Genomic DNA, 15,826 nt, shown 5'->3' on the forward strand with positions numbered 1-15,826 from the left:
ATTAAAATGGAAAGTCCGATAGTCAAAACGATTATCGGACTTTTTTGTAAAAACGATTCCTATATGAAATATTCTAAACGAATTTGGTTGCTGCTCTTGATGGCGTTCATCCCGTTGCTGGCCTCGGCGCAAAAGCTAGAAAAACAAATAGACAGTTTGCTTGGCGGCGTTTTCAAAGATAAAAACGGTCCCGGAGCTGCCTTTTTGGTAGCCAAAAACGGCAAGCCCATTTACCGTAAGGCATTTGGCAGGGCCAATGTAGAACTGGATGTTGATTTAAAGCCCGACCATGTATTTCAGTTGGGCTCGATGACCAAGCAGTTTACCGCCGTAGCCATACTGCAGCTGGCCGAACAGGGGAAACTGAAGCTCAACATTCCTATTTCCAACTATATTCCTGATTATCCTGGTGGCAATAAAATCACCATCCACCATTTGCTGACGCATACTTCCGGCATTAAGGATTTTACCAAAATGAAATCACTCAACAGCATCGCCCAAAAAGATTTATCGCCCAAGGAAATGGTCGATTTCTTTAAGAACGAACCCGTTGATTTCGCGCCGGGAGAGCAGTTCGACTACAACAATTCGGGCTATGTGGTTTTGGGCTACATCATCGAATTGGTTTCGGGCGAAACGTATGAAAACTATATCCAAAAGCATATTTTCGACAAAGCAGGGATGAGCCATTCGCGCTATGCAAGCGATGTTGCCGTGATTAACAAAAGGGCTTATGGCTATCGTAAAAAAGGGGAGGTGTACTTCAACAAGCCAAACATCAGCTTTAGCATTCCTTTTTCATCGGGCGCACTGATGTCTACCGTAGATGACATGCTGCTGTGGCAAAATGCCTTGAACCAAAACCTCTTGCTTAAGGCCAGTACCGCTAATTTGGCTTTTACCACATACAAACTGAACAACGGGGAAGAATTTACTTATGGCTACGGCTGGCATTTGAAAGCAATAAACGGTGTGCCTACCAGAGAGCATGGAGGTAGCGTTTTCGGCTTCAAAACGATGGGCGTGTATATACCGAGCAAAGATATCTACGTAATCGGTTTAAGCAATTGCGAATGCAACTCGCCCACGCAGGTAACCAAAGATATTGCAACGCTGGTTTTGGCCAACGGTCTATAGCCCATGGTTGAGTTAATGGACAACCCAACTAATCAGCCAATCAATTAATGAACCAATGAGCCAATGACCAATGAACTGATGAACCAGTGAACTATAACGGTTTCGGCAAAATGGCTACCGTTAAACGGCTTACGCAGTTCATTTTTCCTTTGTCGTTGTACATTTTGATTTCCCAAATGTGGGTCTTGCCTCCAATATGCAGGGGCTTGCAAATGCCTTTAACCAACCCTGAACTTACCGAACGCAGGTGATTGGCATTAACCTCTAAACCAACGGCAATGTATTGCTGTGGATCGATGCACATGTACGAAGCAATGCTGCCCAAAGTTTCGGCCAATACTACCGATGCGCCGCCGTGTAAAATGCCGGCGGGTTGGTGCGTGCGCTCGTCAACAGGCATGGTGGCTTCAAGGTAATCCTCGCCCACTGCCGTAAACTCGATGCCCAGCAAAGCCCCGATATGGTTTTTGGGCCTGTCGTTGAGCATGGCTGGCGTAAATTCCTTAAACCAGATCATAGGTAGCGCTCTTTAATTACGTTAACGTGGTGCATAATATGGCCGGCCAAAACATACACAAAAGCCTTTACCGTCATGCTGTTGCCATTAGACGTGCCCGATTTGGCCAATTCCTCGTCGTTGAGGGATTTAATGAGGTAAAGGTTTGATTTTCGCAACAGGGAAAACTCTTCCGAGAGGCTCAACAAGCTGCGGTCGTTGAAATGTGCGGCCGCCACATACTCGTCTTCGTCAAAACCCGGGATGCTTGCCTTTTCGCCCCTGGCAAAGCACAACAGCCTAAACACCATGATGCGTTCGGTATCGATAATGTGGCCAATCAGCTCTTTGATTGTCCATTTGCCGGGTGCATAAGCATAATCGCCTTTGCCTACCAAACTGTTGATGAAGTCTGAAAATTCGATTACCTGTTTTTCCAAAATCTCGATTACATCGCCTTCAACTAGACTGATGTATTTGTCATACCACTCGGGGTACTCCTGTGTTTGTGGTCGGTTCATAAGTTATGCTGCTTTTTAATACAATCCTGAATGTGGTGCCCTTGCCGAGTTCCGAATCCTTTACAAAAATCTGTCCGCGGTGGTAGTTTTCGATAATCCTCTTGGTTAGCGAAAGACCTAAGCCCCAGCCCCTTTTGCGGGTGGTGTAGCCCGGCTGGAAAACGGTATCGAACCTCGAACGCTGAATGCCCCGGCCGGTATCGGTTACATCGATAAAAACTTCTTCCTTAGCCAGGTTCTCGATGATATTGATGGTAATGTTGCCTTCGTTTTCGATAGCGTTGGCGGCGTTTTTAAGCAGGTTTTCAATCACCCAGTCGAACAAAGGGATGCTCAGCATGGCTCTTACCTGTTTATCGCCAATAACCGAGAAGTTGATTTTATCGGAAGTGCGGATCTTGAAATAATCCACAAAATTCTGGATCACGATATACACGATATGGTCTTCAAGAATAGGTTTTGAACCGATTTTAGAGAAACGGTCGGTCACGATTTCCAGCCGGTGGATATCGTTTTCCATTTCGGCAATCAACGCATCGTCTTCGGCATCGAATTTCGATTTGATCAGCTCCACCCAGGCCATGAGCGAAGAAATGGGCGTGCCTAGCTGGTGGGCGGTTTCTTTGGCCAAGCCTACCCAAACCTGGTCTTGTTCGGCCCGGCGGGCCGAGCTGAAAGCCACGTAGGCCGTTAACAAAAAGAGGAAAATTACACCTAATTGAATATAAGGGAAATACCTGAGCTGGGTTAGGATAAAAGAGTCCTTGTAATACGCAATCAGAGGCGTATCGTCGGGGTCTTTCATCATGGCGGGCTTGTGTTGCCGTTTCATTTTGGCCAGTTGATTGGCAAAGTAAAGCGAATCGTATTCCTTGGTTTTGATATCCGGGTAGAGGGTTTTGGTGGTATCAAGGCCGTACCAGAGGTAAATGGAACCATCGGTTTTGGTAATGATGATATCCATCGTATTGTTTTTCTTGATGGTCTCAAAAATGCCGGTCAACCGTTCGTTTTCGTATACCCGCATCTGTTGTTCGAGCACTTTGAGTCGTAACTGGAACTGTGCCGCTTCTTCGCGCTCCATTTTCTTCACGAAAAAATTCGAATAAACCACAGAGGCTCCGCCAATTACAATGGCAAAAACAAGGAGAAACAATTTCCAGCGGCGCTTTTTTTGATACGGGTTCATAAAGGAGTGGAGGCAAATTACAAAATAGCAATCAAAAATATACCTACAGAAACGTAAACGGACTAAAAAATATATCTTTGCGCTGTAATGGAAAAGAAAGTTAGAGTAAGATTTGCGCCAAGCCCAACAGGAGGCTTGCACCTAGGCGGTGTACGCACAGCTTTATTTAATTATTTATTTGCTAAAAAGCACAATGGCACCTTCGTACTCCGGGTTGAGGATACCGATCAGACCCGTTTTGTAGAGGGGGCCGAACAATATATCGTTGATTGTTTAAACTGGTGCGGCTTAAGGCCCGATGAGAGTCCGCAACAGCCGGGTGCCTTTGGCCCTTATCGCCAAAGCGAGCGCAAACCCAGCTATAGGCAATATGCCGAACAGTTGGTGGCCAGTGGCTATGCCTATTATGCTTTCGATACGCCCGAGGAACTTAACGAAAGGCGCAGCACGCAACCTAACTTTTTGTACGGACAGCAAACCCGCATGCAAATGCGCAATTCGCTAACGCTTTCGCAAACCGAGATCAGCGAATTGTTGGCTAGCGGTACGCCACATACCATCCGCATTAAAATGCCTGCCGACGAACAAGTGTCTTTTAACGACATGATTCGTGGCGTAGTGAGCTTTGATACCAATTTGGTCGACGATAAAGTATTGCTAAAGGCCGATGGCATGCCTACCTATCATTTGGCAGTAGTAGTTGACGATAAGGCCATGGAAATAAGCCATGCTTTTAGAGGCGAAGAATGGCTGCCCTCGGCGCCAATCCATATTTTGCTGTGGGAGTACCTGGGCTGGAAAGACAGCATGCCCCAATGGGCACACCTGCCTTTGATTTTAAAACCCGACGGCAACGGCAAACTGAGCAAGCGCGATGGCGACCGCCTCGGCTTCCCGGTATATGCCATGAACTGGACCGACCCTAAAACCGGCGACGTAACCAAAGGATTTAAGGAAATGGGCTTCATGCCCGAAGCATTCGTCAACCTGTTGGCTATGCTGGGCTGGAATGATGGCACCGATAAGGAAATATTTACCTTAGAAGAACTGATTGCTTCGTTCTCGATAGACAGGATCAGCAAAGCCGGGGCTAAATTCGACTTCGAAAAAGCCAAATGGTACAACCACGAGTGGATCAAAACCGCCAGTGCCGAACGTTTGGCACCAAGTGTTAAAACCGACTTGCAAGCCTTGGGCATTCAGGTGGCCGACGAAGCGTATCTATTTAAAGTAATCGATATGGTAAAAGACCGTTGCACGCTTTTGGGCGATTTCGCTACGCAGGTGGCTTACTTTTTTGCGGTTCCGGCTGAATACGACGTAGCCTCAGTAAAGCCAAAATGGTCGGCAGAAAAGGGTGAGTTTTTCCAAGAATTTGCAACAGGACTACAAGATGGCGCAACAGCTATGGATTGGGAAACCCAATTTAAGGCTTTGGCCGAAAACAAAGGCTTTAAACCCGGCGAACTGATGTTGCCTTTGCGCGTAATGCTGGTGGGCGGCAAATTTGGCCCAGGTGTATTCGATATCGCCAACGTATTGGGCAAAACCGAAACGCAACGCAGAATTGCACTAGGCGTGGAAGCGTTTAGTTAGTTTAGTCACAGTTTAACAGACTTATAAAGAAGGCCTCAACATTAATTGAGGCCTTTTTGTTAATTATCATTAGCTACGGATTCGCGGATTGAGCTTTAAATAGGCCATTGGGAAATCTCTTTTTTAAAAATCTGCCAACCTTATTTGGGATATAGATATAATCAGTAAATTGGTATCAAAATTGTTTCATCATTTTTTTTAACCTAAAACAGAAATTATGCAGTGGTTCGGTAAAGGAAGCGATAATGTAGAAGATGGCAGAGGCGGCGGTGGACGAATAGCTTTGGGTGGTGGCGTAGGTATCATCATCGTCATCGTAGGCTTGCTTTTTGGCAAAGACTTAACCGGCTTGGTGAGCCAGTTGCCCGCAACAGAACAAACTGCAACCAAGGCTTCTGACGATGATCCGCAGGTTAAATTTGTAAAAGGCGTGCTCAAATCGACGGAGCAGGTTTGGGACCAGCAGTTTGCAGAACTTGGCGCACAATATGAATACCCTAAGCTAAGGCTGTTTACTGGATCTGTTCAATCGGCTTGTGGAGGCGCTACTTCGGCGGTAGGCCCTTTCTATTGCCCAGGCGATCATAAGGTATACATCGATTTATCGTTCTACGACGACCTTAAAAACCGTTTCGGCGCGGCCGGCGATTTTGCCCAGGCCTATGTCATTGCGCACGAAGTGGGCCACCACGTACAGAACCTGTTGGGCGTATCGGCTCAAATGGAGCAAGCCCGAAGAAGGCTGAGCGAAGTAGAATACAACAAGCTATCCGTTAAGCTAGAGCTTCAGGCCGATTTTTATGCCGGCCTTTGGGCCCACCATGCCCAGAACCTCAAAGACTTTCGCCTAGATCCAGGCGATTTGGAAGAAGCCTTAACCGCGGCCAATGCCATTGGCGACGACAAGCTGCAAAAACAGGCCCAGGGCGAAGTGGTGCCCGATGCCTTTACCCATGGCACATCAGCCCAAAGAGTATACTGGTTCAAGAAGGGCTTCGATACCGGCGATATAAAACAAGGCGATACCTTTAACGCCCGTAACCTGTAGACACTTTCGAGATTTTAAAGTCTAGTAGGGGTGATTATGGATTAAAAGCTTGTCGACCAAATATTTTACAAGCCTATTCAAACAAAGCTAGCCCATTTTTTGTTCTCTTTGCCTAATACTGGTTGTTGTCAAAAAATCGGTACAACGCCATAGCAAATGTTACCTAGCTTTAACTATTTTTGGGAATGATCCTTATTGTCGACGATACGCCCGAGAACCTGATTTCCTTAAAAAAGGTTCTGGAGAAACACAATTTTGAAATCGATACAGCCTCATCTGGCGAAGAAGCACTTAAAAAAGTCCTCAAAAACTCTTATGTGCTCATTATTTTAGATGTGCAGATGCCGGGCATGGATGGTTTCGAAGTGGCCGAGGCCATATCGGGCTACAGCAAGGCCAAAGAAACCGCCATTATTTTCTTGTCGGCCGTTAATACCGAGTTCAAGTTTATTGCCAAAGGCTACTCTTCGGGAGGGCTTGATTACATTACCAAACCGGTTGATATGAACCTCTTGCTGCTCAAGGTAAAAACCTTTTACCGAATTTACGAGCAGAACCGGAAGCTGAACGAGATGCAGGAATCGCTGCTCGAAGAAATCGAGTTCAGGAAAGAGGCCGAACGCAAAAAGGATGAATTCATCAGCATTGCCAGCCACGAACTCAAAACGCCCCTTACCAGCGTAAAAGGCTATGTACAGCTTTTAGAACGCAGCGTAAACAAAGGCGATATCGAAACCGTTAAAAAACATTTGGGCAAGGCCCAGGTACAGCTCGAAAAGCTCAATGGCCTTATTGCCGACCTCTTGGATATTTCTAAAATCGAAAGTGGTAAGCTCAAGTTCAACAAGCAGCATTTTGCCATCGATTGCCTCATCGATAATGTTATTGAGGTCATGCACCAATCAAATCCAGAGTTTAAGGTGCATAAAAAAGGAAGTGCAGGCTGCGAAATCTTCGGCGACGAAATGCGGATTGAACAGGTGCTGGTCAATTTCCTCACCAACGCTATCAAATATTCGCCCGGAACCAGCGAAATCCATTTAACGGTAAATGTAAACGAAGGAGCGCTTTATGTAGCCGTTAAAGACTCGGGCATCGGCATTTCGCCAGAGCAGCTGCCCCATGTTTTCGATAAGTTTTACCGCGTAGAAGAAACCTCGCAGCGCTTTCAGGGCTTGGGGATCGGGCTTTACATTTCGGCCGAAATTATTAGGCGCCATGGCGGAAAAGTGGGTGTAAACAGCACCTATGGAGAGGGCTCGGAGTTTTACTTTATCATACCTGTCGATTCAACAACCGAAGTTTAATGCTAAAACTGTTATTTAATGAAATTATCCCTTAAAAGTAACCTCCGACTAGGTCTGGGCTTGTCGCTGATTATTCTCATCCTGAGCTCTTTGGCCTCGTATGTAAGCATCAGGAACCTCATCAAGTCGTCAGATTTAGTATCTCATAGCAACGAGGTGATGAACAACCTCGACAACATCATCTCTACCCTTAAAGATGCCGAAACCGGTCAGCGAGGCTTTTTGCTGACCAATAACCAGGTTTTTTTGCAGCCTTATGTGGGCGCGAAAGAAAAAGTAAATGCCCTGTTTAGGCAACTGGAAGACAACACCAAAGACAATAACTACCAGCAACGCAAACTAAGCGAGCTGAAACAGATCCTGGATACCCGGTTAACCATTCTCGAAAAAACCGTCGATCAGAAAATGAATGGGGGTACGGTTACCGAAAAGACCCTGCTCGATGGTAAATCGTACATGGACAACGTGAGGCAACTTATTAAAGACATGCAGACCGAAGAAAGGCGCCTCTTGGCCGTACGCACCGCCGATATGAATACCTTGGCGGGCTATACGCCGCTGCTCATTATTTTGGCGGCCGTTCTCTCGCTGCTCATTACCATTTTCTTTTACCGCAAGGTAGCTTCAGATTTCGACGAACGCCAATTGCTGCAACAAGAACTGCAGGCCATCAACTACGAAACTGCCGAAAGGATCAACGTTATTCAAGGCATTGCCCAGCAAATTTCTAAAGGCGACTATAAAATCAGGATGGACGATGCCGTTAAGGATGGCCTTGGTAGTCTGGCCGGCTCGCTCAACAACATGGCCGAGTCGCTGCAGTATTCATTCGGGCTTTTAGAAGACAAGGAATGGCTGCAATCGGGTATCGCCAAGCTGAATGATCAGATGGTGGGCGAAAAAGACATCAAAACCTTGGCAAACGATATGCTCATCAACATTGTAGAACATACCAAAAGCCATGTGGCCGCCCTTTACCTCTTAGAAGACGACAAAAAACTATACCTCACCGGAGGCTATGCCTTAATGGGCAACGAAATGAAAGCGCAGTTTGCCATGGGCGAGGGATTGATCGGCCAATGCATGGAGATGGATAAGCTCATTTTGCTCGACGAAATTCCAGAAGGAGAAATCACCATTAGCTACGCTACCGGCCAAACCAAGCCCAAAAACGTAGTCGCCTTTCCCTTGCATCGCGATGGCTTGTTGATTGGCGTAATCGAATTGGCATCCTTAAATGCCTATACGCCACGTAAGCTCGAGTTTTTAAGCAGCATTTCGGGCAATATTGGTACGGCCATCCATGTGGCGCAGAACCGGAAAAAGCTGCAGGAGTTTTTGGAAGAAACACAGGCCCAAGCCGAAGAACTGCAGGCCCAGCATTCGGAACTCGAAGGCTTAAATGCCGAATTGGAAGCGCAAACGCAGAAAATCCAGGCTTCGGAAGAAGAGTTGCGCGTACAGCAGGAAGAACTGTTGCAGAGCAATCAGGAGCTGGAAGAACGTACCAGCCTGCTCGAAGAAAAGAACCAGCTGATCCAGGAGCGTAACCTCGATATCCAGCAAAAAGCGGCAGAACTGGAGCAAAGCACCCGCTATAAATCAGAATTCTTGGCCAATATGAGCCACGAGCTGCGTACGCCTTTAAATTCTATCCTGTTGCTTTCTAAGCTCATGGCCGATAACGAGGAGCTCGACAAGGAATACACCGAATATGCTGCAGTTATCCAAAGTTCGGGGCAGGGGCTGTTGAGCCTCATCGACGAAATACTGGATCTTTCTAAAATCGAAGCCGGTAAAATGGATCTCGATATTGCCGAAGTGCAAACGGAAGAAGTGATTACCGATATGCGCGCCTTGTTTACGCCAATTGCCAAAGACAGGAAACTGACGATGGAAATAGAGGTAGCGAAAGAGGTACCTGCCCTTATCGAAACCGATAAAATGCGCTTGGAGCAGATTTTGAAAAACCTGCTTTCTAATGCGCTTAAGTTTACAAACGAAGGAAAAGTAAGACTTTCCGTAGCAGCAAACCTCAACTATAAAACACTTGTTTTTAAGGTAAAAGATACTGGAATCGGCATTGCCAAAGACAAACTGGGCATGGTGTTCGAAGCTTTTCAGCAGGCCGATGGCTCTACCCGACGCAAGTTTGGCGGTACCGGTTTGGGCCTTTCGATCAGTCGCGAACTGGCTAAATTGCTGGGTGGCGATATCCACTTGGAAAGTGAAGAAAACGTGGGCAGCGAGTTTACGCTTACCATTCCGTTCAATTATGTAGATAAAGAAGCTTATCAGGAAGGGCAGCTGGCTAACCGCGAAATGCAGGATAAGAACCGGTACATTGAGCCCGTTGTGGCACCTTTGCCGAGCTATACCGTTGATGTGATTCCAGGTGAAGTGGCCGACGACCGCAACAGCATTGGCGAAAAAGACAAGGTCATCCTGATTATAGAAGACGATACCGCCTTTGCCAAAACCCTGCTCGATTTTACCCGTAAGCGCAATTACAAAGGCATTGTGGCCGTTAGGGGCGATGTGGGCATAGAAATGGCCAACCAATACAACCCGCTGGCTATTTTGCTCGATATCCAATTGCCGATAAAAGATGGCTGGCAGGTGATGGAAGAACTGAAATCGAACCCTACCACACGTCCAATTCCGGTACACATCATGTCGTCGCTTTCGGTTAAAAAAGAAAGCTTGCTCAAAGGTGCGGTCGATTTTATCAACAAACCGGTGGCGCTCGAGCACATGAAACAGATTTTCGAAAAACTGGAAGATGCGCTGAGCCGTTATCCTAAAAAAGTGCTCATTGTTGAAGAAAACGAGCAACACGCTAAGGCACTAAGCTATTTCCTCAGCAACTCGAACATCCATACCATGGTTGCCCGTAATGTGAACGAAAGCATCGAAGCGCTGAAAAAGAAAGAAGTAGACTGCGTAATCCTCGATATGGGCATCCCCGATAAAAATGCCTACGAAACACTCGAAACCATCAAAAAGAACGATGGACTGGAAAACCTGCCCATCATTATCTTCACTGGCAAGAACCTCTCTAAAGGCGAAGAAAGCCGCATCAAGCAATACGCAGATTCCATCGTGGTTAAAACGGCCCATTCTTACCAGCGTATTTTAGATGAAGCCGGCCTGTTTCTGCACCTGGTAGAACAAAAGGAAAAACAGCAAAAACCATTGCTCAAAGATAACCTGGGGGGCTTAAACGATGTGCTTAAGGGCAAAACCGTACTCATTGCCGACGATGACGTACGCAATATCTTCTCGCTAACCAAAGCCCTGGAGCAGCACCAGATGAAAGTACTGCCGGCAATTGACGGCAAGGAAGCCCTGAAAGTGCTGGGCGAAAACCCGAAGGTAGATGTGGTGCTGATGGACATGATGATGCCTGAACTGGACGGCTACGAAACCACCCGGGCCATTAGGGCCATGGGAGGCTACAAACAGCTGCCTATTTTGGCCGTTACTGCCAAGGCTATGATGGGCGATCGCGAAAAATGCATCGCCGCCGGAGCATCCGATTACATCTCGAAACCCGTTGATGTTGATCAGCTGATTTCCTTGTTAAGGGTTTGGTTATATGATAAAGTGTAAAATAGTATGCTAGTATTTTATGGATACAAGGACAAAAAAAATACTCATTGTTGACGACGACAGCAGAAACATATTTGCGTTAACAGCTGTTTTAAAAGCGAAGAAATATAATTGTGTAGCGGCCAGCAGTGCCCAACAAGGTTTCGATATGATGGCCAACGACAGCGACATTGCCGTGGTGTTGATGGATATGATGATGCCCGATATGGACGGCTATCAGGCCATGGCCAAAATGAAGGCAGATGAAACCCTGAAAAACATCCCCGTTATTGCGGTTACCGCACAGGCCATGCTGGGCGATAGGGAACGTTGCCTCAATGCCGGTGCAACAGGCTATATTTCAAAGCCCGTAAACGTAGACGACTTGATTGTGCTATTAAAAAAATATATCTAGTGCCTCATTTAACTGCCATATCCGACGAACAGGTTGAAATCCTGATTAGCGATGTTTTGGAACAGTACGGCTATGATTTTACCGGCTATTCGAGGGCCTCGCTCAAAAGAAGGTTGCTGCGGTTGTATGGCTTAGACAAGCAGGTGAGCTTTGCCGAATTCAGGTATAAGATCATTAATGATGGCATCTATTTTAAACGCTTTGTAGAACAGATTACGGTAAACGTAACCGAAATGTTCAGGGATCCGGGCTTTTATCGCGCCTTGCGGACCGAGGTGCTGCCTAATTTGGGTACCTATCCATTTATCCGCATTTGGTTGGCGGGCTGTTCTACCGGCGAAGAAGCCTATTCGATTGCCATTATCCTCAAAGAACTGAACCTGTTGCAAAAATCGCTGATTTACGCTACAGATATCAACCCCACCGTACTCGAAAAGGCGGCGCAAGGCCTCTTTCCGTTAAGCCAGATGAAACAATATTCCGAAAACTATATTGCTTCTGGCGGTCCGCAGGATTTTTCATCCTACTACAGCGCCAATTACTCGCTGGCCAAGTTTGATAGCGATTTGAAGGAAAAAATGATTTTTTCTACCCATAATTTGGTTTCGGATCACTCATTTAACGAATTTCAACTTATATTGTGCCGTAACGTGCTCATCTATTTCGACCGCGAACTGCAGTATAAGGTGCTGCAACTGTTCGACAGCAGTCTGGATAATTTAGGCTATTTGGCCTTGGGCACCAAAGAAACGGTAGATTTTTCGCCCATCAGCAAACGCTACAAAAGACTGGGCACCGAAAAAATATGGAGGAAAACCAGCTAAAAAACAGATCATACGTTGATGAAGAATTGTAGGGCATTGGTTATTGGAGGTTCAGCAGGCAGCCTTGAAGTGCTGCTCCGCGTTTTTCCCGATCTTAGGGAAGACCTGCCTTTTCCCATCATCATTGTGGTGCACCGCAAACAGGGAACGGATTTTTTGCTGGCCGACCTCATCTCTAAAAAAACAAAACTCGAGGTCAAAGAAGCCGAAGAAAAGGAAAAAATAGTGGTCGGAACGGTTTATTTGGCTCCTTCAGACTATCATTTGCTGATTGAAAGGGACGGGTCTTTTTCCTTGGATTATTCCGAAAAAGTAAATTATTCGAGGCCTTCTATCGATGTTACCTTTCAGTCGGCGGCCGAAGTGTACCAAGAAGATTTGGTATGCTTGTTGCTGTCAGGCTCTAACGCCGATGGGGTAAACGGACTGATCACCGTAAACAGTTATGGCGGACAAACCGCGGTGCAAGACCCGGAAAGTGCACAGGTAGAGTACATGCCCGCACAGGCCATTGCAAGAACCGAGGTAGCCCGAATACTAAAAATAGAGGAAATGGCCACTTACATTAATGCGTTGGCTTAAAACGTTCGAAACGATGAATAAAAAGGTTTTTATTTTTGACGATAACACAGATATCCTAGAACTGTGCACGGTGATTCTGGAAGATGCGGGCTACGAAATCAAGACTTCGGCCAGTTCGAACCATATTGTTGACCAGGTTAGGGCCTTTATGCCCGATTTGATTTTTATGGACAACTGGTTGCCCGATATCGGTGGCATAGAAGCTACACAGACCCTCAAAAACCATCCCGACCTTAAGCATATTCCCGTGATTTATTTTTCGGCCAATAACGATGTAAAGACTTTGGCGCAGCAGGCTGGTGCAGATACTTACCTGCCCAAACCTTTTGATATCGAGGCGCTCGAAGAAATAGTAGACAGCTATATCGGCAAATAAGGAGAATCTGTCGGCAAGCAAATGGCCCCGAGCAAGATGGCGTCGTCCGATTTGCGCCGGTCTGGCAGCAATAACAATCAAACGCTTAGCGCTATTCGCAGAACGCCTAACGCCATTCGCCAAACTCAAAACGTCCAACGCTTTCCGCCTAGCCCCAAACAGCAAAGCAACCTATCGCTGGGACAGATTGCTTCGCTCGCCATACGCACATCGCTGTACGCAATACATTTAGTTCTTCATCCTGCCTTGCTCGTCTTCTGTACCAGTAGAACGACGGCGTGCTGGTTTGATTTCGTTCTTGCCAAAACGGTAAGTAAAGCTGATTTTGCCAATTTGCGTTTCGTTTTTCTGATAAACGCTATATTTTAAGCCTGGATAGGCACTTTTCAGGTTGGTTTCGTAAGTGTTGAACACATCGCTCATGGCCAATTTCAAAGTGGCTTTTTTCTTCAGCAACGATTTGCTGATGCCGGCATCAACCGAGTAGCGCGAGCCTAGGCTCAAGGTACCATAATCCAACGGCGATTCGTAGCTGCCAAATAATTCGGCGGTTAAGCCATCCATAATGATAAAGCTTTGTTGCGACTTGAACTGGAACGAGGTTTTGCCAGTGCTCAAGGCTTGTCCGGCAAGATCTGGGGCCTTAAAGCTGAGGTAAAACACATTCAGGTTGTTGTTCATGCTCCACCATTTAGCCACTTTAACCGGCACGTTCAGGTTGGCGGCATAGGTAATGTTTTTGGCAAGGTTGGCATTGGTTTGATACAATGCTTTTTGCGCCGCATCCGGCAAGAGCACTTCGGTAATCACATCATTTACGCGGCTATAGCTCAAGCTGAGCAGGTATTTTTGCATAAAGGTGTACGACAGCTCGTAGCTATGTGTGTATTGCGGGTTCAAGAAAGGGTTACCTTTGTTGTAGGTATACTGATCTAGATAGTAAACAAAAGGGTTGAGGGCGTCGTAGCTTGGCCTGTCTATCCTGCGGCTGTAAGAAAAGCCAACCTGGTTGTTTTCAGATAGGTTCTGTTGCAAGAAAAAGGTGGGGAAGAAATCCCAATAGCTGCGTTCTACCACGTTGTTGCTGGTAATCAAGTTGCCTTTAGAATTGGTTTGTTCCATCCTTAAGCCCACCTGTACCGTTGTGTTTTTAAACTGTTTATTAAAGTTGGTATAAACGGCATTTACGTTTTCGTCGTAAATAAAACGGTTGCTGCGACGCACATCGTTTGTCCAGGCATTGCTTAAATAAGCCTCGGCAATCAGGTTGTTGTCGGTTTTAACCCAGCTGCTTTTGGCACCGGCCTCTAGCCTCATGGTTTTGTTGATGGGCAAGGTATAATCCAATTTAAAGGCTTTGATTTGGATGTTAGATGGTGTTCCGTTGCGGGTGTACTCGGTAGGCCTGATCAGGTTGCCATTGGCAAAGCGATAGGTATTATCGTACATAGAACCTTCGTTTCCGTTGTACCTCGAGTAGTCTAAATCTGCCGAAAGCTCTTGGCCGGCGGTATCTAAAATTGATTTATAGTTCAGGTTGTAAGAAACGTTGTTGTACTTGTTGGTTTGAAGGCTTTTGGCTACCAAAGTCGAATCTGTTTGGCTAAAAGAAGGACCTATAATGGTATTGTTGTTGTCAAACTCCCTGCCGTTGTTAAAGTAACCGTTTACCAACACCCCCAAGGTGTTCTTTTTGTCTAAGAAAAAATCTACACCCGCCTTAAAGTTGTTGTTGTGGTTTTTGCGATACATTTCGCCAACCTGCATAAAATAGGTATCAGGCGTTCCGTTCGAAATACGGTCGATGGTAATGAGGTTATCTCTGCCTTGCTGACCATAGTTGTAGTTACCGAATACGTTTACGTTTTTGGTTCTGTGGTTAAGGCTGATGCCCGCATTGCCCCTCAGGTTTTTGCCGTAGCCAGCGGTTAGGTTCAGGTTGCCGTTGGTGCCTCCGTTTTTGCTTTTCTTGGTTTTGATGTTGATGATGCCAGAATTGCCCGAAGCGTCGTATTTTGACGATGGATTGGTAATCAATTCGATGGTTTCCAGTTCAGAACTCTGCATGTTTCTAAGCAGGTTGGCCACATCGGCATTGCTCATGTAAGTCTGTTTGCCATCAAGCATAATCAATACGCCCTGTTTGCCCTGCATCGAAATGTTGTCGTTTTGATCGACGCTTACGCCAGGAGCTTTTTGTAATACTTCAAGCGCATTCGAACCCACAGCTACCGTGCTGTTTTCTACATTCATCACCAACTTATCGGCCTTTCTTTCAATTAAAGGCTTGGTGGTGGTAATGCTTACGGCGTTCAGCGTTTTGCTGTTCGATTTCAGGTGGATATTTTCGAGGTTAAGCACGCTTTCTGGAGCGTTAAAAGGCTTTCCCTTATAGATTTCGAAACCCATCATATTGGTTTTGATGTAGTAGTTGCCCGCTTTGATGTTAACGAATTGAAATTTGCCATCGGGTGTGGTCATTGCCGTTTTAACCAGCGAAGAATCGGCGGTTTTAAAAAGGCCAATGGTAGCATAATCAACCGGTTTGTTCTGGTCGTCGAGGATGGTTCCGTTAATGGTGCCTTGTGCCGGCTTTTCTTGCGCCAGTGCTGCATTGCCCAAGCAAAAGCTTAGTAAAACAAGGAATAGAGAGTAAATAGTTTTCATTTTGTGTTGTTTAAAGGTTTAAAAAATAGGGCAAAAAAATCCTGTTGCACTCGCGCGCAAATTTTTCTCCTACCATA

Annotated in this window: 13 protein-coding genes; 9 read left to right on the top strand and 4 right to left on the bottom strand. The window is 46.2% G+C overall.

Annotated elements, in window-relative coordinates; genetic code table 11:
• Nucleotides 1-63: 63 nt before the first annotated feature.
• On the top strand, nucleotides 64-1,137 hold the full coding sequence (locus VRU48_RS15470; protein ID WP_330108828.1) for a serine hydrolase domain-containing protein: 1,074 nt from the start codon (nucleotides 64-66) through the stop codon (nucleotides 1,135-1,137).
• Nucleotides 1,138-1,228: 91 nt separating this feature from the next.
• On the opposite strand, the gene VRU48_RS15475 is transcribed toward VRU48_RS15470, so the two are convergent.
• Genes VRU48_RS15475 through VRU48_RS15485 form a run of 3 tightly spaced genes read right to left on the bottom strand, consistent with a single transcriptional unit; the run spans nucleotide 1,229 to nucleotide 3,343 of the window.
• Nucleotides 1,229-1,654 (bottom strand): hotdog fold thioesterase, encoded by a 426-nt coding sequence (locus tag VRU48_RS15475; protein ID WP_330108829.1) that lies wholly within the window; start codon nucleotides 1,652-1,654, stop codon nucleotides 1,229-1,231.
• On the bottom strand, nucleotides 1,651-2,154 hold the full coding sequence (locus VRU48_RS15480; protein WP_330108830.1) for a DinB family protein: 504 nt from the start codon (nucleotides 2,152-2,154) through the stop codon (nucleotides 1,651-1,653). Before VRU48_RS15480 ends, VRU48_RS15475 begins: the two co-directional genes overlap by 4 nt.
• Nucleotides 2,114-3,343 carry a sensor histidine kinase gene (locus VRU48_RS15485; protein ID WP_330108831.1) on the bottom strand — a complete coding sequence of 410 codons (1,230 nt, stop codon included), beginning with the start codon at nucleotides 3,341-3,343 and terminating at the stop codon, nucleotides 2,114-2,116. Before VRU48_RS15485 ends, VRU48_RS15480 begins: the two co-directional genes overlap by 41 nt.
• A gap of 87 nt (nucleotides 3,344-3,430) precedes the next feature.
• On the opposite strand from VRU48_RS15485, the gene gltX reads away from it, so the two are divergent.
• The 8 genes from gltX (at nucleotide 3,431) to VRU48_RS15525 (ending at nucleotide 13,082) form a co-directional block, all read left to right on the top strand.
• Nucleotides 3,431-4,939, top strand: a complete 1,509-nt coding sequence (gene gltX, locus VRU48_RS15490) for a glutamate--tRNA ligase (RefSeq protein WP_330108832.1) — start codon at nucleotides 3,431-3,433, stop codon at nucleotides 4,937-4,939.
• A 217-nt stretch (nucleotides 4,940-5,156) separates the two neighbouring features.
• Nucleotides 5,157-5,987, top strand: a complete 831-nt coding sequence (ypfJ, locus tag VRU48_RS15495) for a KPN_02809 family neutral zinc metallopeptidase (protein WP_330108833.1) — start codon at nucleotides 5,157-5,159, stop codon at nucleotides 5,985-5,987.
• A gap of 185 nt (nucleotides 5,988-6,172) precedes the next feature.
• The gene (locus tag VRU48_RS15500) at nucleotides 6,173-7,294 is read left to right on the top strand and encodes an ATP-binding response regulator (RefSeq protein ID WP_330108834.1); all 1,122 of its coding nucleotides are present in this window, start codon (nucleotides 6,173-6,175) and stop codon (nucleotides 7,292-7,294) included.
• 18 nt (nucleotides 7,295-7,312) lie between these two features.
• Nucleotides 7,313-10,906 (top strand): response regulator, encoded by a 3,594-nt coding sequence (locus tag VRU48_RS15505; protein ID WP_330108835.1) that lies wholly within the window; start codon nucleotides 7,313-7,315, stop codon nucleotides 10,904-10,906.
• Between the two features lie 19 nt (nucleotides 10,907-10,925).
• Complete coding sequence (locus VRU48_RS15510) at nucleotides 10,926-11,300, top strand: response regulator (protein ID WP_330108836.1); 375 nt, start codon at nucleotides 10,926-10,928, stop codon at nucleotides 11,298-11,300.
• Nucleotides 11,300-12,124 (top strand): CheR family methyltransferase, encoded by an 825-nt coding sequence (locus tag VRU48_RS15515; RefSeq protein ID WP_330108837.1) that lies wholly within the window; start codon nucleotides 11,300-11,302, stop codon nucleotides 12,122-12,124. Before VRU48_RS15510 ends, VRU48_RS15515 begins: the two co-directional genes overlap by 1 nt.
• 18 nt (nucleotides 12,125-12,142) lie before the next feature.
• Complete coding sequence (locus VRU48_RS15520; protein ID WP_330108838.1) at nucleotides 12,143-12,706, top strand: chemotaxis protein CheB; 564 nt, start codon at nucleotides 12,143-12,145, stop codon at nucleotides 12,704-12,706.
• 13 nt (nucleotides 12,707-12,719) lie between these two features.
• On the top strand, nucleotides 12,720-13,082 hold the full coding sequence (locus tag VRU48_RS15525) for a response regulator (RefSeq protein WP_330108839.1): 363 nt from the start codon (nucleotides 12,720-12,722) through the stop codon (nucleotides 13,080-13,082).
• A 228-nt stretch (nucleotides 13,083-13,310) separates the two neighbouring features.
• Here VRU48_RS15525 and VRU48_RS15530 read toward each other — a convergent pair whose 3' ends face one another.
• Nucleotides 13,311-15,749, bottom strand: coding sequence for a TonB-dependent receptor domain-containing protein (locus VRU48_RS15530; RefSeq protein WP_330108840.1), 2,439 nt, complete (start codon nucleotides 15,747-15,749; stop codon nucleotides 13,311-13,313).
• Nucleotides 15,750-15,826: the final 77 nt, after the last annotated feature.

Origin of the sequence: Pedobacter albus (assembly GCF_036324255.1) — a bacterium.
Lineage (GTDB): Bacteria > Bacteroidota > Bacteroidia > Sphingobacteriales > Sphingobacteriaceae > Pedobacter > Pedobacter albus.

Coding starts and splice junctions, on each gene's coding strand:
- ypfJ (WP_330108833.1), top strand. CDS start 5,157: ATGCAGTGGTTCGGTAAAGGAAGCGATAATGTAGAAGATGGCAGAGGC.
- VRU48_RS15485 (WP_330108831.1), bottom strand. CDS start 3,343: ATGAACCCGTATCAAAAAAAGCGCCGCTGGAAATTGTTTCTCCTTGTT.
- VRU48_RS15505 (WP_330108835.1), top strand. CDS start 7,313: ATGAAATTATCCCTTAAAAGTAACCTCCGACTAGGTCTGGGCTTGTCG.
- VRU48_RS15530 (WP_330108840.1), bottom strand. CDS start 15,749: ATGAAAACTATTTACTCTCTATTCCTTGTTTTACTAAGCTTTTGCTTG.
- VRU48_RS15500 (WP_330108834.1), top strand. CDS start 6,173: ATGATCCTTATTGTCGACGATACGCCCGAGAACCTGATTTCCTTAAAA.
- VRU48_RS15480 (WP_330108830.1), bottom strand. CDS start 2,154: ATGAACCGACCACAAACACAGGAGTACCCCGAGTGGTATGACAAATAC.
- VRU48_RS15525 (WP_330108839.1), top strand. CDS start 12,720: ATGAATAAAAAGGTTTTTATTTTTGACGATAACACAGATATCCTAGAA.
- VRU48_RS15475 (WP_330108829.1), bottom strand. CDS start 1,654: ATGATCTGGTTTAAGGAATTTACGCCAGCCATGCTCAACGACAGGCCC.
- VRU48_RS15510 (WP_330108836.1), top strand. CDS start 10,926: ATGGATACAAGGACAAAAAAAATACTCATTGTTGACGACGACAGCAGA.
- gltX (WP_330108832.1), top strand. CDS start 3,431: ATGGAAAAGAAAGTTAGAGTAAGATTTGCGCCAAGCCCAACAGGAGGC.
- VRU48_RS15470 (WP_330108828.1), top strand. CDS start 64: ATGAAATATTCTAAACGAATTTGGTTGCTGCTCTTGATGGCGTTCATC.
- VRU48_RS15520 (WP_330108838.1), top strand. CDS start 12,143: ATGAAGAATTGTAGGGCATTGGTTATTGGAGGTTCAGCAGGCAGCCTT.